Source organism: Nocardiopsis codii, from assembly GCF_036327455.1.
GTDB classification, from domain to species: Bacteria; Actinomycetota; Actinomycetes; order Streptosporangiales; family Streptosporangiaceae; genus Nocardiopsis; species Nocardiopsis codii.
Map to the genome: position 1 here is coordinate 166,797 of NZ_JAUZMY010000010.1, position 22,565 is coordinate 189,361.

The window sequence follows — 22,565 nt, forward strand, 5'->3', positions numbered from 1 at the left end:
CACTTGTTCGACCAGCCGAAGCGACGCCCGATCGCGCGTCCATCCCCGCGTGCGCGGGGAACACGGCCGCGTGCATCTGGCTCGGGTACCTCCTCGGGGTCCATCCCCGCGTGCGCGGGGAGCACATCCGCACCGTCTCGTCGTGGACCGCGCGGGGGGTCCATCCCCGCGTGCGCGGGGAGCACAGTGAATGAACTGGGAACTTACCAGCGGCAAGCGACCGTTTTTCCAACTTCTTGGAAAACGGACACCAGGGACACCAAGCACACGGGAGCCACCACACTCACCTTCCCCCGAAGCGGCGCCGTTTCGAGGCCTTGCTCCACCCCTTCTTCGGCGTCGGCGCGCTCTCCACCGCAGCCTTGCGCGGGCGGTGCATGAGCGTCAGCCCCTCGTGGTCCACCGGCTGCCAGTGGTGCTCGAACGACTCGAAGGTGAACCCCTGCTCGGAGTCGTTGCTGTACACCAACAGCGCCCTGCCGTTCCCCGCGTACCCCTTCACCTCCGCCCAGAGCGTCTCCCGGACCCTCCGGGACGGGTTGCCGATGAACACGCCGGCCGAGATCTCCCACAGCCACCGGGTCAGGAACCCCCTCAGCCCCGGCGGGCACTTGGTGAGGATGAGGACGGTCACCAGACCACCTCGTGGGAGTAGTCCCGCCCGGCCTCCAGCAGGTCTCCCCGGTCGCCCACCAGGCCGACCGTGTCTTCCTGGTCCTCGCCCGCCTCGTGTTGATCGCCCAGCAGGAGCGTCCTGATGTCGTCGACGCAACGGTCGAGCAACCCGCCCTTGTTGATGCGGTCGCGCAGAACCCTTCGCGTCACCCCGTCCACGTCGTCCGTGCCCTGCGCCGCGGCGTCGAAGGCCACCGGGATGCCGATCTCCACCTTGTACAGGTCCGCGACGTCCATCACGAAGCCCCGTTCGTGGCCGGAGTGCACGAAGCCCAGCCCCGGGCTGCACCCGAGAGCCGTCGTCACCGCGTGCGCCACCCCGTAGAAGCACTGCGCGGCGGAGGTGATCGCCCTGTTCGCCGCGTCCGAGGACTCGTGGTCGCCTGGCGTGTAGCGCCGCCCGTGCCACGGCACACCGGTCCGTTCCGCCTCGGCGCGGTAGCACGACTGGACCCTCTTCCCCTCCTTGCCGAGGAGTTCCTGGCGGTTGAACCGTTCCACGTCCAGGTCCGGGAACCGCATCCGGTACATCCGCCGCGCGACGTCGAGGCGGCTCTGCCGGTTGGCCCACGCCGTGGCCTGCGCCTCCACGATGTGGGAGGAGCGCGTCAGCCCCCTCCCTGCCGCGTAGAAGCGCACCCCCTGCTCTCCCACCCACACGACGCTGGCCCCGCACTCCCCCAGGACCTTCATCGCCTGGTGGGTGACGGTCGTACCGGGTCCGAGGAGGAGGGTGCCGATGGTCGCGCCCGGGATGTGCCGCGCCCCCTCCCCGTCCTCGGCCGTGATCGCGTTGTCGTCGCGATGGACGACGCACCTCTCCAGGTAGACGAAGGACAACCGGTCACCGGCCCTGGTCAACTCACGCGGGGTCGAGGCTCGCCGTCTGCTCACCGATCCCATCAGGCGACCGGCGCCAGGGTCATCAGGCCGCAGCCGTACGCCTTGGCCCGTCCCAGCCCGGCGCACAGCACGCGGCGCAGGGCGTCGGGATCGGTGACGGTCAGCCTGCCGTCGAAGGTCGCGGTCACCAGGGGCACGCGCATGCGGCCGTTCCCCCTCTTCCCGGACCGGGGGTCGGGCTTGTCGAATCCGGAGGCGTCGCGACCGTGCACGACCAGTTCGTGTTCGTCCTCACCCGGAATCAACTGCTGGTCAACCGGCCTGCGCACGATCTCGATCCCGCACGCCTCCTGCCGCTGCAACAGCCATCCCGCCTGGTGGCGGGGGGTGACGTGGGCGGTGACCTTGGTCGGTTCGCCGTCCTTGCGCCGGATGCTGTGCACGGGGTTCGCGGTGAGGCGGAACGCCCATGTCTGCCCCGCCTCCAGCCTCCCCAGGAACCCGCCGTAGTCGTGGGACTGCCATCCGGCCCCCTCCGCGGCCGGCCACCCCGCCTGCTCCACCAGGTGGGTCAGGTCGGGCGCGGTCGGGCTGACGACGTACAGCAGTACCTCCGCCCTGGCGTTGCGGTCCACCCGCCACAGCACGCGCGGCGCCCCCGCCTCCCCCTGGTTTCCCGGGTCGCCCGGCAGGAGTCCGGGGAATCCGCCCATCACGGAGGCGTGCGTGGCCTGCGGCGAGGACAGCAGTTTTCTGCTCCCCGGCCTGTTGGTGTTGAACCGGAATCGGGTGAGGTACATCAGCTGCCTCCCAGTGCGGACACGGGGTCGTGGTCGGGGGGTGCGGCGCGGCGGACGAGGGGGTTCGGGACACGCACCGCCCCCGGGATCACCGCCCGCAGGGCGTAGCGCCGGTGCAGGGGGTCGAAGCTGAGCGGCAGGTCGCGCAGGGTGTCGGCCCGGGTCTGCCCCGGTGCGGCGTCGACGAGGGTGCTGAGCTCCACCTGCCCCTCTTCCCGCCACCGCCGGTTCCTCTGTCGCTGGAACCAGCGGGAGGCCTGCCAGGGCGTCTGCTCCAGGACCTCCTCGACCGTGCCGTCGACGGGGGCGCCGAGGTCCACGGGCCGCGCGGGCGGGCAGGAGCGCCTGCCCAGGTAGGGCAGGTAGACGGGGGCGCGGACGGCCCGGTACAGGTCGGCGACCAGGTCCGTATCGCCCTCCACCGCCGCCACGAACACCGCGTCGGACAGGTAGAAGCGCTCCGACACCGGCATGGAGACGCCTGTGACCAGGTGTTTCGCGGTCTGGTAGTCGCGCACGCGCACGCCCGGCTGGTCCACGCGCACACCGAACCGCAGCGCGGCCAGGTCGGACAGGTCGGCGGTGCGGTCGCGTCCGAGGGCGGCGGCGAGCAAGCCGATGACCCCGCTCTTGGTGGGGGCGTTCTCGGTGCCCCGGCGAGCGAACCGGGACGCCGACCCCCACGACTGGAGGGGGCCGGCCAGGACGAGGGGCAGGGCACTCATGCCGTCGGCGCCTGACGCTGCGCGACGGCCGCGCCCACCTGCGAGACCAGCTCGGGGAGGGAGACAACGGGGCCGAGTCCGGAGAGCTTGGCGGTCCGCTCCCCCACGTGCACGACCCAGGTGTCCACGCCGTCCTCGGCGCCGTAGGCGCGCTCGACCTGGGAGACGTGGTCGGCCAGGCGTGCACTGGCCTCGGCCACGTGCCCGGCCCCGGCCGTCACCGGCTCCTCGAACGCCCCCACGAAACTGATGGGCCGCGAGTCACGCAACTTGACGACAACCGCGTCGGGCAGTGTGTGGTTGCCGAAGGTGTTGATCTTGCCGGTGGGCAGCGACTCCACGAACCCGCGCACGAACGCCTCGACGGCGCGGCGCAGCGGTTCGGTGACGGGCTCGTCCTCGCGCAGCCCTTCGCCCAGGTTCCTGCGGAGCAGGTCGACGTCGACGGCAGCGTACCGGTACAGGGTCGCGGAGTTGAACTCGACGGTGCCGATCATGCCCGCCCCGGTGTCCTCCTCCGGGTTCCGGTCGTCCACGGCCGTGTAGTAGTCGGACTCGTTCTCGACGGCGTGGACGCTGATGGCGTGGGCGACCTGCGCGGCGGCGTCCACGTTGACGTCGGCCCCGTCGGCGACCATCCGCCCGAACAGGGCGATGTCCACCGAGTGGCGGGTGTCGGCGACGGACTTGGCGCGCGCCTTGTTCTCCTTCTCCTTGAGGAACGCCTTGATGTCCTCGCGTCCCTCCAGGGCGAGTTCGGCCAGGCCGTCGCGCTGGCGGGCGCTGAGGAACATCAGGTAGGCGGACTCCGGGGCCGGTTCCTTGTCGCCCTTCTTCTTGGCGGCGTCGGCCTTGCGCTTGGGCACCTCGATCTTGGAGCCGGTGGCGGTCTGCACGGTCTCCGCGGCGAGGGCGAGCGCCTCGACCTCCTCCACGGACGGGTCGAGTTCGCGGATGCGCGCGGCGATCAGCTCGGCGACGCGCTTGGTCCTGGTGCCCAGCTCCTGGGGGTCGAGCAGGGCGTCGAACGCGAGCCGGGTGGCGCGCTTCCACGCCTGGCTGGAAACGCGGGAGCGCTTCACCCCGCCGTAGACGGCGGTCTTGGGGGCGCCGGTGTCGTCCCGGTTGAGGTTGCTGGGCGGCACGGTCTGCAACACGTGCACGTCGAGAATGGTGCGGCTCATGGTGGTGTCCTCGTCGTCTTGTCGGTGCCCGCCAAGGCACGCGTGAGGGGGTTGGTCGGGAGCGCTGCCGGAACAGCGCGCGGGCCTGCGCGGCCCTCCCCGTCGGCGCCGTCCGCGCGGACGGCGCCGGTCACCGTTCCGGGCCGGGGCCCGGTCCGTCTCAGGCGGGGGTGCCCGGTTCGGTCTCCGGCGGTGTGTCGTCGGTCCGCTCCGGCCGGTGGGCCTGGAAACCGCGTCCCCAGGCCCGGCGCACCCGGGCGGACCCCGCCGGCGTCCGGGCGTCGTGGAGCTGGTCGGCCAGGAGCCCGTAGTCGAGCGGGATGTCCTGGGTACGCAGGAGGCTGACGATGCCGCGGAGGCGGTCCAGGCGGGTGGCGTGGTCGGCCGCGCTTCCGGCCTGCACGAACCTCTTGCGCAGGGGTTCGTCGATGTCGCCGCCGGGCATGAGGCGGCGCACGGCCTCGCCGAGCCCGCTGCCCCGCTTGTGCATGCCCCGCTCCCGCTTGGACTGCTGGTGCAGCGCGTAGAGGGTGAGCGCCTCGTGGGCGGCGGCCTCGGCGGCCTCGGTGCGCGGATCCTCCACGGGGAAGGCCTCGTAGAAGCGGTGGTCGAGCGTGAGCCCCACCAGTTCCGGAACCGCCTCGATGGGCTTGCCCGCGCCGCGGCGCAGCTTGGCCAGGGTGGCGACGGCCGTGGAGAGGTCCTTGAGGTAGCCGCCTTGGAGCGCGCGGACGCGCTCGTCCACGAGTGCGCCGACCCTCCTGAGGTCGGGCACGTAGGCGGTGGTGTTCGCGGTGGTCACTGCGGTGCCTCCGGGTCGTCGGGGGTGGCCATGGGGAGCGCCCTGCGCAGTCCCGAACGGAAGCGCAGGTCGGCGCGGGAGGCGGTGAGCCAGACCGGGCCGTTCTTGGCGGCGACGACCCGGCCGGTCCAGGCGGCCTCACTGGCGGAGTCGAGGAGGTCGTCACCGATGCCGGACACGATCTCGCGCGCGGTGAGCTGCCACCGGCTGCGCTGTTCACCCGGATAGAGGGGGTCGTCGGAGGGGCGCAGGTCGCGCAACCACTTGCGGAAGGTCTCGTCGAGGGCCGCGAAGCCCCGATCGCGGGCGGTGGCCCGGGGGGCCTCGCTCTCCGCGCCCGCCGCCTCGGCCAGGGCGGTGGCCAGGTCCCCGAGGACCATGACCGCCCCTTCCGCGTCGTTGACCGCGTCGACCGCCGTCTGGCCGAGGGTGCTGTCCTCCTCGTGCAGCAGGACCACGGGCATGGCGACGGTGTCGTCCACGATCTCGTCGATAACGGACTGCTGGGTGCCGTAGACCGCGCCGACCAGGCGCGTGCGGATGAGGAGACCCCCGTCCAGGTATCCCTCCACGGTCAGGCGCGCGATCCAGTCGAGAACCCGGGGGCGCACGATCTTCGCGGCCTCGCGGCGCTGTTCCGCGCCCCGGACGTGGCCGGTGACCAGGGCGCCGAGCCCCCGCCAGGCGCTGCGGGCGGGGTCGTGGTCCCGGGGCAGGTAGACCTGTTCCTCACCGATCTTCTTCTCCTGGGCGGGACTGCGCCGCCAGGCGGTCATGGGTTCGCGGTCGTGCTTGTTGCGCGGAGTGAGCGGGTCGCCGTAGGCGAGCAGGACGCCGTGGACCGCGTCGCCGTCGTGGTGCAGGCGGACGCGGCGGCTCTGCCAGGTGTAGAGGTCGCGCAGGCCGTGGGGACGGGTCTGGGCCTCCGCTCCCCCGAGGGCTTCGGCGGTGGCGGGCTCGTGGCGCCAGGCCGGCCGGTCGTCGGTGCGGGAGCGCAGGTTGTCGGTGTCGCGGGGCAGCAGGTTGAGGAGCAGCGTCGCGCGCAGGTCGTCGCCCTCCACGTAGACCCCGCCGAGGTTCCCGGCCCAGCCCACCCCCTGCGGGTAGACCTTGCCGCCCTTGACCCGGGGGTCGCCGACCACACCGGACTTGATCCCCGAGGTGTCGTAGGCATGGGCGTGAAGGAGCCAGCGGGCGGCCTCGGCGAAGCCCAGGCGTTCGGCGCCGTGCGCGCGCATGGTGAAGAACCGCGCGTTGTTGGGCACGTCGGCCACGATCGGGTCCAGCGAGGAGTGTTCGCCCTTGGCCGTGTGCAGGTCCGGGACCTGGAGGAACGGGGTGGACGGGTGCAGCAGGTCGAAGCGGTCACGGTGTTCGTCTAGGTAGCCGCGGACGCGGTCCGCGGGAAGGTCACCGTCTCCGTCGTTCCACAGCTCCGCCCAGTCCTCGATCTCCTCCGGACCGTCGAGCGCGTCGTGCAGGACGGCCAGGAGCAGCCGGAGGAGGACGAAGTCCTGGGTGGGCACGTCCCCGACCAGGCGCCGGAGGTGTGAGGCCTGCTCGAACACCTCGGTCAGGGAGAGTTCGGCCTCGGTGCCGTCGAGGCGCTGGACGGGTAGCCAGGGCCGGCTCGTCAGGTCGAAGGAGGGCGGGTGCGTCGGTGGGGACGCGTGTGGCGGCGGGGGTGACGCTGGCCCGGAGGCGTCAGTCGGCACGGTGGACCTCCAGTCCGTCGGTCGGGGTGTAGTGGAGTCGGAATCCCGCCAGGTCGGCGCGGTCGTCCTCGTCCAGGAAGAGGACGAGTTCTCCGGCGATCCAGTGGGCGTCCTTGGTCTGCCAGGCGTGGACGATGTCGGTTTCGAGTTCGGTGATGGCCTGTTCGAGCACCTTGGGGAAGGTGAACTGGTAGGGCAGGCGCAGTGCCGAGGCGGCCAGGGCCCGTGCGGAGGCGGGTGGCGGCGCGGTGTCGGCGGGCAGGGCGAGCCCGCCGCGCCCGTCGGTCAACCAGGGGACGGTGGTCATGGTTCCGTCGGCGTCGCGGCGGGCGACGAGGACCTCCAGGCTGTCGCGGGTGTCGCGGACCTGGGCCTTGCCGGGCTGGCTGTCGTCGGCGTCGCCGACCCCGGCCTCGATCCAGCCGATCAGCGCACGCCCGGCCCGGGCGGCCGGTTTGAGTAGGAAGGTCTGTGCCTTCTCGCCCTTGCGCGCCTGCTCGGTCCCGTGTGCGGTGAGGGCCTGCGCCATTCGCTCGTGCCAGGTGTCGGGGGCGACGGTCGCGTCACCGTAGGCGTCCTGGACGAGGGGGCTGATGTCGTCGGGGAGGCGGACGGTGCGGCCGGTGTCGGTGTCCGCTTCCAGTCGCGTTCGGAGCACGGCGAGGGAGCGCAGGAGCGCGTGTTCGCCGTAGACCGTCCGCGAGCCCCTGACGGGCCTGGGCGGCAGTTCGTCCCAGTCCACGCCGGTGACCAGGCAGCGGGCCCGGCGCACGCGTTCGGGGCGGTCGCACTGGTCCCGGCCGCGCGGGTGGCGGTGCAGGCGCCCCATGCGCTGGAGCACGAGGTCGACGGGGGCGAGGTCGGTGACCAGGAGGTCGAAGTCCACGTCCAGGGACTGCTCCACGACCTGGCTGGCGACCACGATGTGGCGGCCGGGGCGCTTCCCGCCGAGTTCGGCGACCTTGGCGGGCGGTCCGTAGTCGGCGACCAGGGCGTCGTCGTTGGCGGCGCGGTCCAGGGCGAGGAACCGCGAGTGGGTCACGGTGACCGTGTCGTCGCCGAAGTGGGCACGCAGGTGCGCGGCGGCCGCGTGGACGCGCGCGACGGTGTTGCGTACAACCAGGGCGCAACCTCCGTCGGACAGGGCGTCCTCCAGGCGTGCCGTGAGCGCGTCCAGGTCGTCGGACAGGCGTTCCACGACGACGTCGGTGGCGCGGCCGGACGCGGCGGGGGTGTGCAGGCGCGGGGCCCTCCCGGGCTCGGCCGTGGTGATGAGGGGGTACGCGCGCGCCTTCTCGACCTCGTCGTACCCCTCCCCCGAGGTGCCGGTGTAGGCCTCGGCCAGCTCGCGCCGACGCCGGGCGGGCAGGGTCGCGGAGAGGACGACGACGGGGACGCCGTACTCGCCGAGCCAGGACAGGGCGCGGTCGAGGTACGCGTTCATGTAGGTGTCGTAGGCGTGGGCCTCGTCGATGACGACGACCTTGCCCGCCATGGCGAGGTGCCTGAGTGCCAGGTGTTTGCTCTTGAGACCGGTGAAGAGGAGCTGGTCCACGGTGCCGACGGCGAAGGAGGAGAGCATGCCCTTCTTGCGGCCCCGGAGCCAGCGGTGGGCGACGAGGTCGGCGGGGGCGTGAGGAGCTTTGCCCGGGCCGGAGCCACTGGCGGAGCCCTCGTCATCCGCGTCGCGCTCGGTGTCCGTGGCCAGACGGCGCCCGCCGCCCATGAGCTGGGTGAACTCCTCGTTCAGGTGCGCCTTGGAGTGGGCGAGGAAGACCGACGCGGCCTCGTCGGGCATGCCGGGGAGGCGGTCGAGCCAGGTGAGATAGCGGCCGAACATGGCGTTGGTGGTGGCCATGGTCGGCAGGGCGACGAAGCAGCCGCCCGCTCCGGACCGGGCCGCGAAGATCTCGGCGACGGCGAGGGCCGCCTCGGTCTTGCCCTCGCCCATCGGGGCCTCGATGACCATCAGGCCGGGGCCGGACATCTGCCGGGCGGCCTCGACGGCCTGTTCCTGGACGGGGCGGACGGTCGCGCCCTCAAGGAGTGCGAAGCGTTCCGAGAAGAGTTCGGCCGCGGTGCCCTCGGGCTCCTCGGCCTTCCACTGCTGGGGCAGGTCGAGGCGGCGCCAGGCCTCCCGTGTGCGCTCGGGGTCGGAGCTGCGCTCGCCGGGGAAGTAGGGGAAGAAGTCGGGGTTGCTCGCGATCCAGTCCGCGACGATGACGAGGGCGGTGAGGAGCACCTGCACGGTCTGCGGGAACTTGAGGGACTTCCAGTCGGAGAGGCGGTCGTCCACTCCGGTGACCAGGGCGGCGGTGTCGAGGAGTTCGGTCTGGGCTGCGGTCCAGGCCTGTTCGTAACCGGGGGTGCGGAGCAGTTGGTGGTGCTTGTCGAGGTCGGCGATGGCCGAGTAGCCGGGCGGGACGCCGTGGTGTCCGCCCGCGACGATGGTGAGTTGGTGGGTGTCGCGGGGGTTCCAGCCGTGGTGCTCCACGAGCCAGTCGCGCAGGATGAGCTGTCCGGCGAGGCCGTGGGGGGCGAGGTTCCGGTCGGGCATCTGCTTCTGGAGGGGCATCTCCAGGCCTTGGCGGCGCATGTCGTCCGCGAGTTGCTCCACCTGACAGGCGAAGGCGGGGGTGGCCTTGCCGATGTCATGGGTGGCGGCGAGCCAGACGGCCAGGCGGCGGGCGTCGTCAGGGCCCAGCGGAAGTGCGGCGCTGATGTGGTCGCGCACCTGGTCCGGGAGCCATTCGTCCCAGAGCTTGCGCGCGACGGCAGCGCTGTCGGCCATGTGGCGGTGGAGAGGAAGCCAGCCGTCGGAATCGAAGTCGTGTTTGGCCCACACTGCGCGAGCGGCAGGGGACAACGTGGCAGCCCAGGTCAAGGGCTGTCCGTGAGGGGTCATGCCAAATATTCAACCGAACTCGCGGATGACCTCGCGGGGTTTCTCGAACATTCTTCCGACCGAATGCGGTCAATCACTACTCGCGGGTTCTGCCACGGAATTGGGGCTCTTGTGGTATTTAATCCCACTCCTTGCGCACGCAGCAGGGCGAAGAGGGCGGGTGTCGTAGGCGTGGCCCCATCCCCGCGTGCGCGGGGAGCACAGTCAACGACCTGGCAACTTACCAGCGACAAGCGGTCGTTTTTCCAACTTGTCGAGAATCAGTCATCAGGATCATAGAAGCCCATTGGTCGCTTTGGGAGACAGGATGCTGAGTTCTCACCTTGATCACCTCTCCTCACATCACGAATGAAGGCGTCCCACTCACTGACAGGGAAACCGAGCCGACGCTTGGTGTCTCGTACCGCCGTGACATCGCCCAGGTCGGAGATCCCGACACAATTGGACGAAGTTACGCTGCACCTCGACGTGAACCAGGTCCCGGCGTGGAGCTTCATTACTACTCCTTCTCCGAAGGCCGGGCGACCCCTTCCAGGAAGCCGATCGTCTGCGTCGGACGCCCGGGCCCCTCCTCCGTTCCTGCCCGCATTCCCACCGCAGGGTTCGTGAGAGCGGAGGACTCGGCCTGACACTGTGCTGCCACACCCTCGCGGCGGTGCTCGGGGGCCCTCCAGAAGTCTGAGGGGGGAGGCGAACCCTCCCCACAAGAACTCGCCTCACGGCGAAGGCCTCCCCGGTACGGATGCACATCCGTCGGGGAGGCCTTGTCACGCTCGGGGCTGACCGCTCAGGGGCTCGCGACCGGTCCTCCGCCAAGATGCCGTCCACACCCCGGAACCGCGTCACAGCGTCAGGGCTTGCGCGCCACTCCGCCGTACTGGTCCATGCCGCGGCGGGTACCGACCTCGATGGGGGCGGGACGCCACAGGGGGCACGGGACCACGCCCGGCTCCAGGAGTTCCAGGCCCTCGAAGCGGGCGGCGATCACTTCCGGGCTCCGCAGCAGGTACGGGACCGCGCCCTGCTTGTTCCCCACCTCGATGGCCGCGTTGTAGGCCTCGCTGGTGTTGGAGCCGTCGTAGCTCGCCAGGTAGCTTCCCGGCGGCAGCGCGTCCACGAGCCGACTCACGATCGGCATGATCTCGTCCTCGGGGACGTGGCCCAGGATTCCCATGAGCATGAGCGCGATGGGCTGGTCGAAGTCCAGGGTCTTCGCGGCCTGTTCGAGGATCCTGTCGGGGTCGCGCAGGTCGGCGTCGATGTAGTCGGTGACGCCCTCGGGGGTTCCGACGAGGAGAGCGCGCGCGTGCGCGAGCACGAGCGGGTCGTTGTCCACGTAGACCACCCGCGACTCCGGGGCGACCGCCTGGGCGACCTCGTGGGTGTTGTTGGCGGTGGGCATGCCGGTACCGATGTCGAGGAACTGGCGGATGCCCGCCTCGCCCGACAGGTGCGTCACGACGCGGATCAGGAAGTCCCGGCTGGTGCGGGCCAGGTCCCTGATCTCCGGGAAGAACTCGGCCACCTGGTCGCCGGCCTCGCGGTCGACCGGGTAGTTGTCCTTGCCGCCCATCCAGTAGTTCCAGATCCGGGCCGAGTGGGTCCGGGTGGTGTCGATCTGCTGAGCCTGGCCGGAGCCCGCGGCGGGAGCGGCAAGGGACGGGTCGTCAGTCATGGAGCATCTACCTCTATACACAGGGGGCCGCCGCGGGGTGGAGAATCCAGCATTCAAACTCCTGGAATCCCACTCTGAACCGGGATCTAGTGGCACTGATGATAGACGACACCACCTCCGGGCGCGCCGAGGCGCGACGCCCCGAGCTTGCGAATTATGCCGGTGTGGCCGGGGTTCCAGCCTCCGTGCCGGTGCCTCGCGCGCTCGCCGCGCTCTCCCGTGCCCGTCCTGTTCCCCGGGGTTCGCGGGGCGGGGCGGCGGCCGGGCACCGTGCCGTTCCACCCGCGTGGTGACGCGCGGGGCACACTCCGACCCGGCGCTACCGTTCTGCCAGGCAGAACGCGGGGTCTCGCATGCACGGGCCCCGCGTCTGCGCGCTCGCCGTTGGAAGGGAGAAGCCGTCCGCTGCTAGAATTCGCTGTAGCGATAACGCCTTCCTGGCGCGGAGACGCCTCCGCCGGGGAGGCTTTTTTCATGCCCGGGGCCGATCCGACCTGGGCTTCTCCCCGCGTCCCGGGGGACCTGCCCGTCGACCCGCCCACACGAAGGAGTCCCATGCCAGACGTCTCCGTGCGCCTCGCCAACTCCGCTGACCGCCCGCTCGTGGAGCGGCTGTGGGTGATGTTCGGCCATGACATGTCGGAGTTCCGCGGGCTGTTGCCCGCCCCGGACGGGACCTTCCGACGCGACCGGCTCCGTGCGGCCTTCACCGACCCCGACTGGGCGCCGTACGTGGTGGCCCTCGGCGAGCGGCCCGCCGGTTTCGCGTTCGTGCGGGGCCTGTCCGGCACGACGCGGGTGCTGAACAGCTTCTTCGTGGTGCGCGGCGCGCGCAGGGCGGGGGTCGGGCTGCGTGCCGTCCAGGAGATCACGGCCCGGAACCCGGGCCCGTGGGAGGTCGCCTTCCAGGACGAGAACGCGACGGCGGTGCGCTTCTGGCGCCGGGCGGCCACGGAGATCGTCGGCGACACGTGGACCGAGGAGCGCCGACCGGTGCCGGGGCGGCCCGACCTGCCGCCGGACGTGTGGATCTCCTTCGACGCGCCGGCGAGAGCGGGGGGCGGCCTCCCGAACGGGCGGGCGTGAAACACGGCGTCCGTTCGGCAGGCCGCTCGGCGCGGGCCTACGGGACGGTGTACCCGGCTGCGCGGAACACCTCGTACCACTCGGCCCGGGTCAGCGGCACGTCCGAGCCCTGGGCAGCGGCGGCGACGCGTTCCGGCGTGGTAGTGCCGATGACCACCTGCATCTGCGCGGGGTGCCTGGTGATCCACGCGGTCGCGATCGCGAGCGGCGGAACGTCGTACTGTGCCGCGAGCCGGTCGATGACCGCGTTCAGCTCGGGGAAGCGCGGCGAGCCGAGGAACGGCCCGTCGAAGAAACCGGCCTGGAACGGGGACCACGCCTGCAGGGTGATGTCGTGCAGGCGGCAGTAGTCGACGAGACCGTCGTCGCGGCTGACGGACTGGTCCAGCCCCTGCATGTTCGCGGCCACCCCCTGGGCGATGAGCGGGGCGTGGGTGACCGAGAGCTGCGCCTGGTTGGCCACGATCGGCTGCGTCACGTAGCGGCGCAGAAGGTCGATCTGCCTCGGGGTGTGGTTGGAGACGCCGAAGGCGCGCACCTTGCCCGCAGCGGCGAGGTCGTCGAACGCGCGTGCCACCTCCTCCGGCTCCACGAGGGCGTCCGGGCGGTGAAGCAACAGGATGTCGATGTAGTCCGTGTCGAGCGCCTGCAGCGATCCGTGCACCGACTCCATGATGTGCTCGTAGGAGAAGTCGAAGTACGGGCCCTCGCGGACGATCCCGGCCTTGGTCTGGATCACCAGCTGTTCGCGCTCGGCCGGGCTCAGCCGCATCGCCTCGGCGAAACGGCGCTCGCAGCCGTGCAGCTCGCTGCCGTAGACGTCGGCGTGGTCGAGGAAGGTGATGCCCGAGTCGATCGCGGTGTGTACGAGGGTGCGTACCTCCTCGTCACTCTTCTCCTGGATGCGCATCAGGCCGAGGACCACGTTGGGTGCGGTGATCTTGGTGCCGGGCAGAGTGAAGGTCTTCATCGTCAACTCCCTATCACGGGAGGGATGCGGAGGGTGTGTGTCCACTCGTGGGGGAGGGATGGCTGGCGGTACGGACGTGGCTGGGGTGAGAGCGGGGAGCACCTGAAGGGGGGGCACGTGCCGAACCCGCCACGGGTCCATCCCCGCGTGCGCGGGGAGCACTCCGTAGTGATGCTGGAGGACAACGCGGTGACGGGTCCATCCCCGCGTGCGCGGGGAGCACAGTGAACGACCTGGAATCTTACCAGCGACAAGCGATCATTTTTCCAACTTCGTGAAATTCAGACACCCGCCACAAAGAATACGAAAAGGTCATTATCAACGTCTTCAATCTCACGAAATGACAAAGCCGCCCCTGACCAAGAGTGGAACCACTGGCCAGAACACGTTCCAAGCATAAAAGCGCTGGACGGCCAGCACCCCTATTCACCGGGCACGGCCAGCCATCGCCAGTGCACCCGATCCAGTCTGGGGTGTGGAGGATGGCCCTTGGAGGACCCATCCCCGCATGCGCGGGGAACACGGTGGAGGATGTCGGATTCCGGCCCGGGACAGAAAGGCGGATGTCCGACTTCTCGCGAGGCGGACGGAAGGAACGGGCGACGCGAAGGTTCCATCACGCGCGCGCCGCCTCCTTCACCACCCGGGTAGGCGTTCGGGAAGGGGCCGGGGCACCGGACAGGGCATGTCCGTCACGCGCATCGCGGGTTCGGAGGGCAGAAGGCACACCCTCGTCGACCCCGACGGACACGATCCGGCCCTGTCCGGCCCCGACACCACCCCGCTCCCCCGGGTCACTCCCGGCTGGCCCCCTCGGGCCAGATGACGTTGACCGGGAGCCCTCGCTCCGTGGCGACGCGCACCGCGTCCGCGGTTCCGCCCCCGCCGCCGGACGGCTGGCCGTCCCACACCGCGAAGAGCATGTCGACGCCGCCGAGTACCGCCTCGTTGGCGTCCTCGTAGGCCCGGCGGCCCGCGGTCCGGTGACGCATGTAACGCACCATGTTCGCGCGGACCAGCAGGTCGTCGAAGCCCTCACGGTTCTCGGGCCCGACCTTGGCCTCACGGTAGTCGGCCGAGGGCAGGACGACCTCCAGGGTCCCCCCGGCTGCGAGGACCTCCTCCGCGAAGAGCTGGTCCGCTCCGCGCGCCAGGCAGGAGACGCCGACGACGCCGTCCTCGTTGTAGCGTTCCAGTGCGTCTACTAGGGCTTTTCGCACCAGTTCCGCACTACCAGCGGAGATGTTCGAGTGGCCAGTGATTCCGATCCGCCTCACTCTGTCCCCATTCCTTTCCGTCTAGTGGGCAAGCAGGGTACGCGATAACTCGTCACGCGCTTCGGCCACGGTGGGCTCACGGTGGAACGCGGCGGACTCGGTGTACCAGTCGTGTATGCGACGGCGCACCCTTCCCGAGTCCAGGGAGCGCTGGATCGCCGCGGCCTGGCGGACCACCTTCACCGACTCCTCCGGTTCGTCGAGCAGCAGGTAGGTGCGCCCGAGACCCACGAGGTCGAAGGCGCGGCTGCGTTTCTTGGCGGGGTCGCGCAACTGGAGCGCCCGGCCGATGTGCTGGGCGGACGCCTCCGCGAACCTGCGCCGTGCCGCCCGGTCGTCCTGGCCGCCGGCGAGGTCGCGGTACCGGGCACCCACGACCCCGGACAGTTCCGCGTGGTCGAAGTTGCGCGCCCAGTCCGGGACCTCCCCGCCTCCTCCCCCGTCGAGCAGTTCCTCGGCCTGGGAGACGGTGCGCCGGTAGGCCTCGGTCCGGCCCATCCGGGCGTACGACCAGCCCTCGCGGGTGCGGAGCATCGCCAGGACCCGTTCGGGGGCCCGGTGGGCGTGGGCGCTGTCCAGCGCCAGCCTGGAGATGTCGAGGGCGTCGTCCGGACGGTGGAGGTCCAGCATCTGGCGGGCCATGTCGGCGAGCACCCCGACCCCGTACAGGCGGTGTTCGGGCCCCGCCTGGTGGATGGCACGCAGGGAGAACGTGTAGTACTTCTGCGCGGTGGGGTGGTCACCGGCGTCGTAGGCCATGGCCGCGACGATCTTGGACAGTTCGGCCATGACCGCGAACAGCCTCGCCTGGACGGATACCGGCTGGGTCTCCTCGACGAGTTCGGACACCTCCGACAGCTGTCCGATCACGGCCTTGCGGCGGATGCCCATGCGCCACCGGTCGTCCCAGTGCCGCAGCGCCACGGTTGCGGCCTCGATCCTCCCCAGTTCCGATTCCCCGATGTTGCTCGGCCCGTGGCCGGAAGTGGCCATCGCGGGGAGCAACCAGTGTTCCAGCACTTCCGTCAATGTGGCGCCCATGATGAGAGCACCACCGACCGCGAAAGCGTCCCTGCGTTTCATCAGATCCCTCAGCGTGATCTCGGCGATGTCCTGCGCTGTTCTCGGCGCAGACCACAATTCGTCCATGCCGAGAGCTGAAGTGCCTGTACCCCGATCCGCGCCGATATCGCCCCCGTCCGATTCGGCGAGGCCGAGAACCCGTCGGGCGTCGGCGGGCATGGACAGTCCGTCGGCCACGCGCTGCCACGTCCGCAGGGCCGTCACCGAGCGTCGCCCGGACATGATCGCGCTGACGTGTGGCTGGGCAAGGTCGGTGGCGGCTCCGATCGCCTGCTGGCTGGCGCCCGTGTACTGCCTGACCAGGCGCAGCAGGGCTCCCGCGTCCTGGCCGGCGAGGGATCGGCGTACGTCGGCGCGGGTCCAGAAGGTGGGTGGCGGGGTCGGTCGGGGGGTGACCGGTAACTCAGGCATTCATACCGCCGGTGTATATCGGCTTGGAATTCCAGGGGCAGGGGCGGACGGCGTTACATCTCCATAGACATCCTTACCCGGAATCGCTAGCCCCCGAAATGGGCGGAAGACCCTGTTTCCGTCTTCGTCGGCGGTGCCACGAGGAGCGCGATCATGAATCACACCCCCCACATTGGTCACAGGAGGAACGGCGGCGGCCACAAGCCCTGGACCGTCGTTTCCGCCACGGGCGCCCACTTCGTTTCCTCCACCTGCGCATATCCCCTTCCGTCCCTCGGTGAACACGCTGTTTTCGGTGGGGCCGACCGATGATCCCGGCGCACCGGAGACTCGTCGCCCGCCTCGCCGTGGACGGTGACCTGACCCCGGACTGGCGGGGGGCGTTCGAGGCCGTGCCGCGCCACCTGTTCCTGCCGGATGTCATCGACGGCGGCGGCTCCCGCGTGGACCGGCGCGACGACGAGACGAAGTGGTGGGAGGCCGCCTACGCGGACCTTCCGGTGGCGGCCGGGGTGGGCGGGGGCGCCCGGGAGGGCCCCGGCCATCCGGTGACGGCGTCCCCGGCGCCGTCGGGGCTGGCGCGGGTGCTGGACCTGCTGCGGGTCTCCCCCGGCATGAGGGTCCTGGAGGTGGGCACCGGAACGGGCTACGGCGCGGGGCTGCTGTCGTACCGGCTCGGGGACGACGCCGTGACCTCGGTGGAGATCGACTTCGCGCTCGCCGAGAACGCCCGCGTGTCGCTGATGGCCGCCGGGTTCGCCCCGCTGGTGGTGAGCGGGGACGGCACGCAGGGCTGGGCGGCGCGGGCTCCGTTCGACCGGGTGATCAGCTGTGTGGCGGTGCGCCGGGTCCCCTACTCGTGGGTGGCGCAGACGCAGCCCGGGGGGCGGGTGCTGACCACGTGGACCAACTCCTTCCACGACGGGGTGCTGGTGGACCTCGAGGTGGGCGCGTACGGCACGGCGCGCGGCCGGGTGGTGGGGAGCGGGCACGCGGGGGCGCGCCCGGTCCACGACCCCCTGTCCATGGTGGACACCTACGTGCGCCCGGACTCGGAGTTCACGGTCACGCGGACGCGTCTGGGGCCGGAGGAACCGGTCCGGGACCCCGACGGGGCCTTCGCGGTCGGGGTGCGGATGCCCACGGTGGTGCACCGGACGCGGTTCGCCCCGGACCCGGCGGACCCGCGGTACACGGTGTACCTGATCGACCCGCAGACGTGGTCGTGGGCGTCCTGGCACATCGATCCCGAGCAGCGGGACAGCGGGTACGAGGTCCGCCAGCACGGCCCGCGACGGCTGTTCCACGAGCTGGAGTCCGCGCACGAGCTGTGGGTGGAGGCCGGTCGCCCGGACCGCACGCGGTTCGGCCTGACGGTGTCCTTCGACCACCAGCTGGTGTGGCTGGACAACCCGCACTCGGTCTTCGCGTCCAGCCGGTAGCCCCCCGCCGGGAGGGGCCGTCCGTCCCGGCACACGTTCGACCGTCCCCAGGGCCACTGCCCGAAGCACCGCTCCAGAGGGAGAAGCCGCATGTCCATCACGCCGTACAGCCCACAGACCGCCGCACCCGGTTGGAGGTGGAGCCCCCGCGTGTACCCCCGCGTCCCCACCGGGGCGAGCCGGGTCAGATCCGAACTGCGCGCCGACCTGGAACTGCTCACCAATGTCACGGAGGACCTGGTCTCGGACATGGTGCTCTGCGCCAGCGAGATGTTCTCCAGCGCGGTGGAGCACGTCGGGGCCGACCCGCGCGGAGGCCGCATGCTGCGCACGCTGACCCTGTACGGGGTGCCCGGCCGGGGGTCGGTGCTGTGCCTGTCGATGGTCGGTGAGGGTGCCCGGAGCACCGTGCCGCACTTCCCGTGCGAGGGCCTGCCGGGGGTGTGGCCGGACGTGTCGCTGGGGCAGGGGCTGGTCCTCATCGACCGCCTGTCGGAACGCTGGGGCACGCGCCGGGCCCTGTTCCCCGACGAGGGCGTGGGCGCCGCGATCTGGGCCGAGTTCACGGTGCCCGCCGAGTGACGCGACACCCCACCGCCTCTCCCGGAGTGCGCCCGCCGGTGTCGGGCCGAGGCTGGGTGGCGAATCCCCGCGGGGTCGGGGGAGCACCACCGCGGGCCGCGCCGGCCGCCCGGTCTGCCCGGGTCCGTCCCCGCGGGGGCGGGGAGCACTCCCGACGACCGGCCCGCCCCGCAGGGCTTGGCAGATGGTTCTCCGGTCTCCCGGGCGTCGGACACCGGGCGCGCCACGGCGCCGGGTGAGCGGAGCGCGTCGCAGCCCCCGGCCTGAGAACCCGGCCCCGGGGCGGTGCGGGCCCCGCACCCCCGCGGGTGGCGTCACCGGCCGCCCGGCTCCTACTCCGGGGAGCGCCCCGTGTCGCGGCCGTACGCCGCGAGGAAGACCCGCACGCCGTCCTCGGCGTGGCGGCGCAGCTCCTCCTGGGAGGGGATGGCCCCGTCCCCGAGCAGCATGGCCCTGTTGACCGGCTCGGCCATGACCAGCCAGTTGAAGTGGGAGGCGGCGGTCTCAGGATCGTCCACGGCGAGGCGGCCTTCCCCGGCCAGGCGCTCGAACAGGGCGGCCATGGCACGCATCGCGCGCGCGGGACCGCCCTCGTGGAGGACCCTGGCGAGTTCGGGGAACCGGGACACCTCGCCGATGACGAGGCGGCGCAGCCGCATCAGGTCGGGGGTGAGCACCACGGTGAGCTGCCGGTACGCGTACTCCCGCAGGTACTCGGCGAGGTCGTCGCCTTCGGCGGGTTCGGGCAGCCGGTCGTGGACGGTGTCGCCCGCACCGGTGGTCATGCTCGTGACGATCTCGACGAACAGCGCCTCCTTGCTGCCGAAGTGCTTGTAGACGGTCTGCTTGGACACCCCGGAGAGCGCGGCGATCTCGTCCATGTTGGTGCCGAGGTAGCCGCCCCGGAGGAAGACCTCCCGCGCCGCGTCCAGGACGGCCCGGCGCTTGCGCGCCGAGCGGCCCCGACCGTCGGTTCCGCCGGGAGGGTTCTGTGTGTCCGCCACCGTCGTGGGACCGCCCGTCGTCGAAGTCGTCATGGTTGACCCATTGGTACTGCACGGTCTAGTTTGGTGCAAGTACGGTACTGGACAGTCTAGTTTGATAGCGGCTCGCCGCAGAGGACCGTTTCGAGGAGATGTGACGACGATGCACGTACAGTTCGCGGAGCTTCCCGTGTTCGACCAGGAGCGGGCCAAGGCGTTCTACACCGGCCGGCTCGGGTGCCGGGTGGTGACCGACGCCCCCATGGGGGACGACGGGTGGCGGTGGATCGAACTCGGCTTCCAGGGCGCGGCGACGTCCCTGCACTTCGTCCGGCGCGCCGACGAGACCCCCTCCCCCGAACCCGTCATGGTGCTGGTGGACGAGGACGTCGCGGGGACGGTCGAGGCGCTCAGGGAGCAGGGGGTGGAGATCGTCTCCGAACCGCAGGAGGCCTTCTACCAGCCGGGGCTCACGGTCGCCGAGTTCCGTGACAGCGAGGGCAACCGCATGGTGGTCAGCAGCAGCAAGTGACCGTTCCCGCGCGCCCAGCCATCCTTCGAGGAGGAGACCAGCCATGTCGACGCACGAACCCGAGGTCCGCACGCTGAAGGTGCCCGGCGCCCGGATCCACCACGAGGTCCGCGGCTCCGGCCCCGTACTGCTGATGATCCCCGGCGGCCCGCAGGACGCCGGGGTCCTCGCCGAGATCGCCCGACTGCTCGCCGACCGCTACACCACCGTCACCTACGACCCGCGCGGCAACTCGCGCAGCACCTTGGACGGTGAACCCGTCGAGCAGGAGGTGGACGTGCACGCCGACGACGCGGCCCGCCTGATCGCGGAGCTCGGCGGCGGGCCCGTGGACGTGTTCGGCACGAGCGGGGGCGGGCAGGTCGGGCTCGCCCTGACGGCCAGGTACCCCGACCTCGTGCGTGTTCTGGTCGCCCACGAACCGGCCTGCGTGCCGATGCTCGACGACCCCGCCGCGGCCGAGGCGAGGGACCGCCACGTGTACGACACCTACCTCCGCGAGGGCGTCGACGCGGCGATGGTCGAGTTCCTGGGGCTGAACGGCCTGGACGTCGGCGAGGGGGCGGAGGGCGACGCCCTGTCCGGCGGTGACGGGCCCCCGCCCGGCGAGGAGGAGCTCGCGACGTTCGAGCGGGTCAGCGGAAACTTCGACTACTTCCTGCGCCACGGGCTCCTGCCCATCTCCCTGTACCGCCCCGACGTGGAGGCGCTGGCCGGGGGCGCACCGCGGGTGGTGGTGGGGCTCGGCGCGGAGTCCGAGGGCGAACTCATCCACGACATCGGGCTCGCGCTGGCCGGACGGCTGGGGTCGGCGCCGGTGGGCTTCCCCGGCGACCACCTGGGGTACGACTCGCACCCGGACGGTTTCTCGGAGACCCTGCACAGGGTGCTGCGCGAGGCCTGAGCGCTCCGGGACAGGCCGTGGGTCCCGGCGGGCGGCCGCCCGGCTCCCCGCCCGGACACGGGTGGCCGGGCGACCGCCGGCACGGCTCGGGGAGCGGTCGGCTACAGGTGCGGGGCCAGGCCGAAGCGGTGGAAGAGCGTGGTGTCGAAGAACATCACCGCGTGGGAGACGCCTCCCGGGACGGTTTCGAGGACCTGGAGGCCGAACGCCCGGTGGACGCCGTCGTCCCCGCGCATGTAGAGCCCGAACGCGGGACGCCCGTTGGCCCGGGTCGGCAGCAGGACCATGTCGCCGGGGCCCCGGGCCGGGCACTGGACGGAGATGAGGCGGCCGATGTCCTCGGCCCCGCGCACCCACGTGGTGAACGGCGGCATCTCGAACACGGCGTCGGCGGTGAACAGCTCGGTGATCGCGGAGATGTCGTAGGACTCGAACGCCTCCACGTACCGGGCGAGCGTCTCGCGCTGGTCGGGCGGCGGCGCGGACACCCCCTCCTCCGTGGGCGCCTCCCGCGCCAGGTGGGCGCGGGCCCGCTGGAGCAGGCTGTTGACGGCGGGCACGGACGTGTCCAGGATGTCCGCGACCTCGACGGCGCTGAACCGCAGGACGTCGCGCAGGATCAGCACGGCCCTCTGCTTGGCCGGGAGGTACTGGAGCGCGGCGACCAGCGCCAGGCGCACGCTCTCGCGCACGGCGACGACCGCCCCCGGGTCGTCGACGCCCACCAGTGCGTCGGGCACCGGTTCGAGCCAGGGCACCTCCGGGCGTTCGGCGAGCTCTCCGTCGGGTGCGGAGGGCCCGCCGAGCCCGGTGGGCAGCGGACGCCTGCGGCGTCTGTCCAAGGCGGTGAGGCAGGCCGTGGTGGCGATCCGGTGGAGCCAGGTGCGCAGGCTGGAGCGGCCCTCGAACCGGTCGAAGCCCTTCCAGGCGCGCAGATAGGTCTCCTGGACGAGGTCCTCCGCGTCGTGCACCGATCCGAGCATGCGGTAGCAGTGCGCGTACAGCTCCCGCCGGTACGGGTCGGCGAGCCGGGCGAAGTCCTGGTCGGATGCGTGTTCCACCACGACTGTCACGTTACGCCTCCTGTATGACAGAACACACGTTGCCGAACGGGTCGGCGAACCACGCCACCGTCGGGGTGCCGCGGGCGATCCCCTTGGCGTCCTGGTCGAACTCGTCGTAGCGGAGCGTCTGCACGCCGCGCCGGGCGAGCTCGTCCACGGCCGCCTCGGCGTCGTCGACGACGAGGTTGAGGACGGTGAACACGGCGGGTGCGTGGTCGGGCTTGGGGTAGACGAGGATGGAGCGCCCCTCCCCCAGGTCGATGCTGAGCAGTCCCTCCTCCTCCATGCCCTCGACGGGCCGGACGTCGAGGCCGAGGGTGTCGGCGTAGAAGGCGCGCGCCCTCGCGGCGTCGGGGACGGCGAAGGACGCGAAGGCCCTCGTGGTGTCGAACATGGCGTTCTCCCTGTTGTCGGTGTTGTTACTGGTCACAGTGTTGTCGTTGGGGACGGTCGTGTCCTCGTCACGCGCCGCTCTCCATGGCGGCGCGGTCCTTCTCGCTGAGCTGGATGATCTGGACGAGGTTGCCGTCGGGGTCCTTGGCGGTGGCGAACAGGCTGCCGCCGCGGTCCTCCAGGGGCGCGAGCCACTCGGTCCCCGCCTCGTCCATGCGGGCGGCGACGGCGCGTGCGTCGCCCACGTCGAAGTTGAGGATCATCCGCGTGGGGTCGCCGGCGGTCGGCCCGACGTCGTCGCGGCGGTCGATGAGCAGGTGGAAGCCGCCGAAGCGCAGGACGCGGTAGTCGTCCATGGAGTCGTCGGCCTGGGGGTCCAGGACGGCGGCGTACCAGTCGTGCAGCCGGTCGGGGTCGGTGGTGGCCAGGAGCATGCTGTCGAGGTTGGGGCGGTTCACGGTGTCCTCCCTGGTCGGGTGCCGCTCCCCGGGTCGGGTGTGCGGCGGTTCGGCGC

The 22,565-nt window shown here is 71.3% G+C and carries 22 protein-coding genes; 5 read left to right on the top strand and 17 right to left on the bottom strand.

Annotation, left to right across the window (positions count from 1 at the left end):
- Window positions 1-283: 283 nt before the first annotated feature.
- From cas2e to Q8791_RS12665, 10 genes are all read right to left on the bottom strand, one after another.
- Entirely contained in the window at window positions 284-634 is a 351-nt protein-coding gene (gene cas2e / locus Q8791_RS12620) for a type I-E CRISPR-associated endoribonuclease Cas2e (RefSeq protein ID WP_330091851.1), read from the bottom strand.
- Window positions 631-1,578, bottom strand: coding sequence for a type I-E CRISPR-associated endonuclease Cas1e (cas1e, locus tag Q8791_RS12625; protein ID WP_330091852.1), 948 nt, complete (start codon window positions 1,576-1,578; stop codon window positions 631-633). Before cas1e ends, cas2e begins: the two co-directional genes overlap by 4 nt.
- Window positions 1,578-2,318: a type I-E CRISPR-associated protein Cas6/Cse3/CasE gene (gene cas6e / locus Q8791_RS12630; RefSeq protein WP_330091853.1), complete on the bottom strand. Its 741-nt coding sequence runs from the start codon at window positions 2,316-2,318 to the stop codon at window positions 1,578-1,580. Before cas6e ends, cas1e begins: the two co-directional genes overlap by 1 nt.
- Entirely contained in the window at window positions 2,318-3,043 is a 726-nt protein-coding gene (cas5e, locus tag Q8791_RS12635; protein WP_330091854.1) for a type I-E CRISPR-associated protein Cas5/CasD, read from the bottom strand. Before cas5e ends, cas6e begins: the two co-directional genes overlap by 1 nt.
- Window positions 3,040-4,227 (bottom strand): type I-E CRISPR-associated protein Cas7/Cse4/CasC, encoded by a 1,188-nt coding sequence (cas7e, locus tag Q8791_RS12640; protein ID WP_330091855.1) that lies wholly within the window; start codon window positions 4,225-4,227, stop codon window positions 3,040-3,042. The genes cas5e and cas7e overlap by 4 nt, the downstream gene beginning before the upstream one ends.
- A 160-nt stretch (window positions 4,228-4,387) precedes the next feature.
- Entirely contained in the window at window positions 4,388-5,029 is a 642-nt protein-coding gene (gene casB / locus Q8791_RS12645; RefSeq protein WP_330091856.1) for a type I-E CRISPR-associated protein Cse2/CasB, read from the bottom strand.
- Window positions 5,026-6,744, bottom strand: a complete 1,719-nt coding sequence (casA, locus tag Q8791_RS12650) for a type I-E CRISPR-associated protein Cse1/CasA (protein ID WP_330091857.1) — start codon at window positions 6,742-6,744, stop codon at window positions 5,026-5,028. Before casA ends, casB begins: the two co-directional genes overlap by 4 nt.
- The gene (gene cas3, locus Q8791_RS12655; protein WP_330091858.1) at window positions 6,734-9,649 is read right to left on the bottom strand and encodes a CRISPR-associated helicase Cas3'; all 2,916 of its coding nucleotides are present in this window, start codon (window positions 9,647-9,649) and stop codon (window positions 6,734-6,736) included. Before cas3 ends, casA begins: the two co-directional genes overlap by 11 nt.
- Before the next feature lie 260 nt (window positions 9,650-9,909).
- The gene (locus Q8791_RS12660) at window positions 9,910-10,146 is read right to left on the bottom strand and encodes a DUF397 domain-containing protein (RefSeq protein WP_330091859.1); all 237 of its coding nucleotides are present in this window, start codon (window positions 10,144-10,146) and stop codon (window positions 9,910-9,912) included.
- 353 nt (window positions 10,147-10,499) lie between these two features.
- On the bottom strand, window positions 10,500-11,324 hold the full coding sequence (locus Q8791_RS12665; RefSeq protein WP_330091860.1) for an SAM-dependent methyltransferase: 825 nt from the start codon (window positions 11,322-11,324) through the stop codon (window positions 10,500-10,502).
- A 555-nt stretch (window positions 11,325-11,879) separates the two neighbouring features.
- On the opposite strand from Q8791_RS12665, the gene Q8791_RS12670 reads away from it, so the two are divergent.
- Complete coding sequence (locus Q8791_RS12670) at window positions 11,880-12,410, top strand: GNAT family N-acetyltransferase (protein WP_330091861.1); 531 nt, start codon at window positions 11,880-11,882, stop codon at window positions 12,408-12,410.
- A gap of 37 nt (window positions 12,411-12,447) precedes the next feature.
- Here Q8791_RS12670 and Q8791_RS12675 read toward each other — a convergent pair whose 3' ends face one another.
- The 3 genes from Q8791_RS12675 to Q8791_RS12685 form a co-directional block, all read right to left on the bottom strand.
- Window positions 12,448-13,380: an aldo/keto reductase gene (locus tag Q8791_RS12675; protein WP_330091862.1), complete on the bottom strand. Its 933-nt coding sequence runs from the start codon at window positions 13,378-13,380 to the stop codon at window positions 12,448-12,450.
- A gap of 794 nt (window positions 13,381-14,174) precedes the next feature.
- Window positions 14,175-14,657 (bottom strand): hypothetical protein, encoded by a 483-nt coding sequence (locus Q8791_RS12680; RefSeq protein ID WP_330091863.1) that lies wholly within the window; start codon window positions 14,655-14,657, stop codon window positions 14,175-14,177.
- 21 nt (window positions 14,658-14,678) lie between these two features.
- Window positions 14,679-16,151: a helix-turn-helix domain-containing protein gene (locus tag Q8791_RS12685; protein ID WP_330091864.1), complete on the bottom strand. Its 1,473-nt coding sequence runs from the start codon at window positions 16,149-16,151 to the stop codon at window positions 14,679-14,681.
- A 308-nt stretch (window positions 16,152-16,459) separates the two neighbouring features.
- On the opposite strand from Q8791_RS12685, the gene Q8791_RS12690 reads away from it, so the two are divergent.
- Both Q8791_RS12690 and Q8791_RS12695 read left to right on the top strand, forming a co-directional pair.
- Window positions 16,460-17,593 (top strand): methyltransferase domain-containing protein, encoded by a 1,134-nt coding sequence (locus Q8791_RS12690; protein WP_330091865.1) that lies wholly within the window; start codon window positions 16,460-16,462, stop codon window positions 17,591-17,593.
- Window positions 17,594-17,683: 90 nt separating this feature from the next.
- Complete coding sequence (locus Q8791_RS12695; RefSeq protein ID WP_330091866.1) at window positions 17,684-18,175, top strand: ATP-binding protein; 492 nt, start codon at window positions 17,684-17,686, stop codon at window positions 18,173-18,175.
- Window positions 18,176-18,507: 332 nt separating this feature from the next.
- Here Q8791_RS12695 and Q8791_RS12700 read toward each other — a convergent pair whose 3' ends face one another.
- Complete coding sequence (locus Q8791_RS12700) at window positions 18,508-19,212, bottom strand: TetR/AcrR family transcriptional regulator (RefSeq protein ID WP_330091867.1); 705 nt, start codon at window positions 19,210-19,212, stop codon at window positions 18,508-18,510.
- A gap of 109 nt (window positions 19,213-19,321) precedes the next feature.
- On the opposite strand from Q8791_RS12700, the gene Q8791_RS12705 reads away from it, so the two are divergent.
- Complete coding sequence (locus tag Q8791_RS12705) at window positions 19,322-19,690, top strand: VOC family protein (protein WP_330091868.1); 369 nt, start codon at window positions 19,322-19,324, stop codon at window positions 19,688-19,690.
- Between the two features lie 43 nt (window positions 19,691-19,733).
- A complete protein-coding gene (locus tag Q8791_RS12710; protein ID WP_330091869.1) occupies window positions 19,734-20,594 on the top strand; it encodes an alpha/beta fold hydrolase in 861 nt (286 codons plus the stop codon).
- 101 nt (window positions 20,595-20,695) lie between these two features.
- On the opposite strand, the gene Q8791_RS12715 is transcribed toward Q8791_RS12710, so the two are convergent.
- The 3 genes from Q8791_RS12715 to Q8791_RS12725 form a co-directional block, all read right to left on the bottom strand.
- Window positions 20,696-21,667 carry a sigma-70 family RNA polymerase sigma factor gene (locus Q8791_RS12715; protein ID WP_330091870.1) on the bottom strand — a complete coding sequence of 324 codons (972 nt, stop codon included), beginning with the start codon at window positions 21,665-21,667 and terminating at the stop codon, window positions 20,696-20,698.
- Window position 21,668: 1 nt separating this feature from the next.
- Window positions 21,669-22,052: a VOC family protein gene (locus Q8791_RS12720; protein WP_330091904.1), complete on the bottom strand. Its 384-nt coding sequence runs from the start codon at window positions 22,050-22,052 to the stop codon at window positions 21,669-21,671.
- Window positions 22,053-22,119: 67 nt separating this feature from the next.
- Window positions 22,120-22,509, bottom strand: coding sequence for a VOC family protein (locus Q8791_RS12725; RefSeq protein ID WP_330091871.1), 390 nt, complete (start codon window positions 22,507-22,509; stop codon window positions 22,120-22,122).
- Window positions 22,510-22,565: the final 56 nt, after the last annotated feature.

Bases quoted from the DNA above. Each gene is read 5' to 3' on its own strand.
- cas1e (WP_330091852.1), bottom strand. From the start codon at position 1,578: ATGGGATCGGTGAGCAGACGGCGAGCCTCGACCCCGCGTGAGTTGACC.
- cas6e (WP_330091853.1), bottom strand. From the start codon at position 2,318: ATGTACCTCACCCGATTCCGGTTCAACACCAACAGGCCGGGGAGCAGA.
- cas5e (WP_330091854.1), bottom strand. From the start codon at position 3,043: ATGAGTGCCCTGCCCCTCGTCCTGGCCGGCCCCCTCCAGTCGTGGGGG.
- cas7e (WP_330091855.1), bottom strand. From the start codon at position 4,227: ATGAGCCGCACCATTCTCGACGTGCACGTGTTGCAGACCGTGCCGCCC.
- cas3 (WP_330091858.1), bottom strand. From the start codon at position 9,649: ATGACCCCTCACGGACAGCCCTTGACCTGGGCTGCCACGTTGTCCCCT.
- Q8791_RS12660 (WP_330091859.1), bottom strand. From the start codon at position 10,146: ATGAAGCTCCACGCCGGGACCTGGTTCACGTCGAGGTGCAGCGTAACT.
- Q8791_RS12665 (WP_330091860.1), bottom strand. From the start codon at position 11,324: ATGACTGACGACCCGTCCCTTGCCGCTCCCGCCGCGGGCTCCGGCCAG.
- Q8791_RS12670 (WP_330091861.1), top strand. From the start codon at position 11,880: ATGCCAGACGTCTCCGTGCGCCTCGCCAACTCCGCTGACCGCCCGCTC.
- Q8791_RS12675 (WP_330091862.1), bottom strand. From the start codon at position 13,380: ATGAAGACCTTCACTCTGCCCGGCACCAAGATCACCGCACCCAACGTG.
- Q8791_RS12685 (WP_330091864.1), bottom strand. From the start codon at position 16,151: ATGCCTGAGTTACCGGTCACCCCCCGACCGACCCCGCCACCCACCTTC.
- Q8791_RS12690 (WP_330091865.1), top strand. From the start codon at position 16,460: ATGATCCCGGCGCACCGGAGACTCGTCGCCCGCCTCGCCGTGGACGGT.
- Q8791_RS12695 (WP_330091866.1), top strand. From the start codon at position 17,684: ATGTCCATCACGCCGTACAGCCCACAGACCGCCGCACCCGGTTGGAGG.
- Q8791_RS12700 (WP_330091867.1), bottom strand. From the start codon at position 19,212: ATGACGACTTCGACGACGGGCGGTCCCACGACGGTGGCGGACACACAG.
- Q8791_RS12705 (WP_330091868.1), top strand. From the start codon at position 19,322: ATGCACGTACAGTTCGCGGAGCTTCCCGTGTTCGACCAGGAGCGGGCC.
- Q8791_RS12710 (WP_330091869.1), top strand. From the start codon at position 19,734: ATGTCGACGCACGAACCCGAGGTCCGCACGCTGAAGGTGCCCGGCGCC.
- Q8791_RS12720 (WP_330091904.1), bottom strand. From the start codon at position 22,052: ATGTTCGACACCACGAGGGCCTTCGCGTCCTTCGCCGTCCCCGACGCC.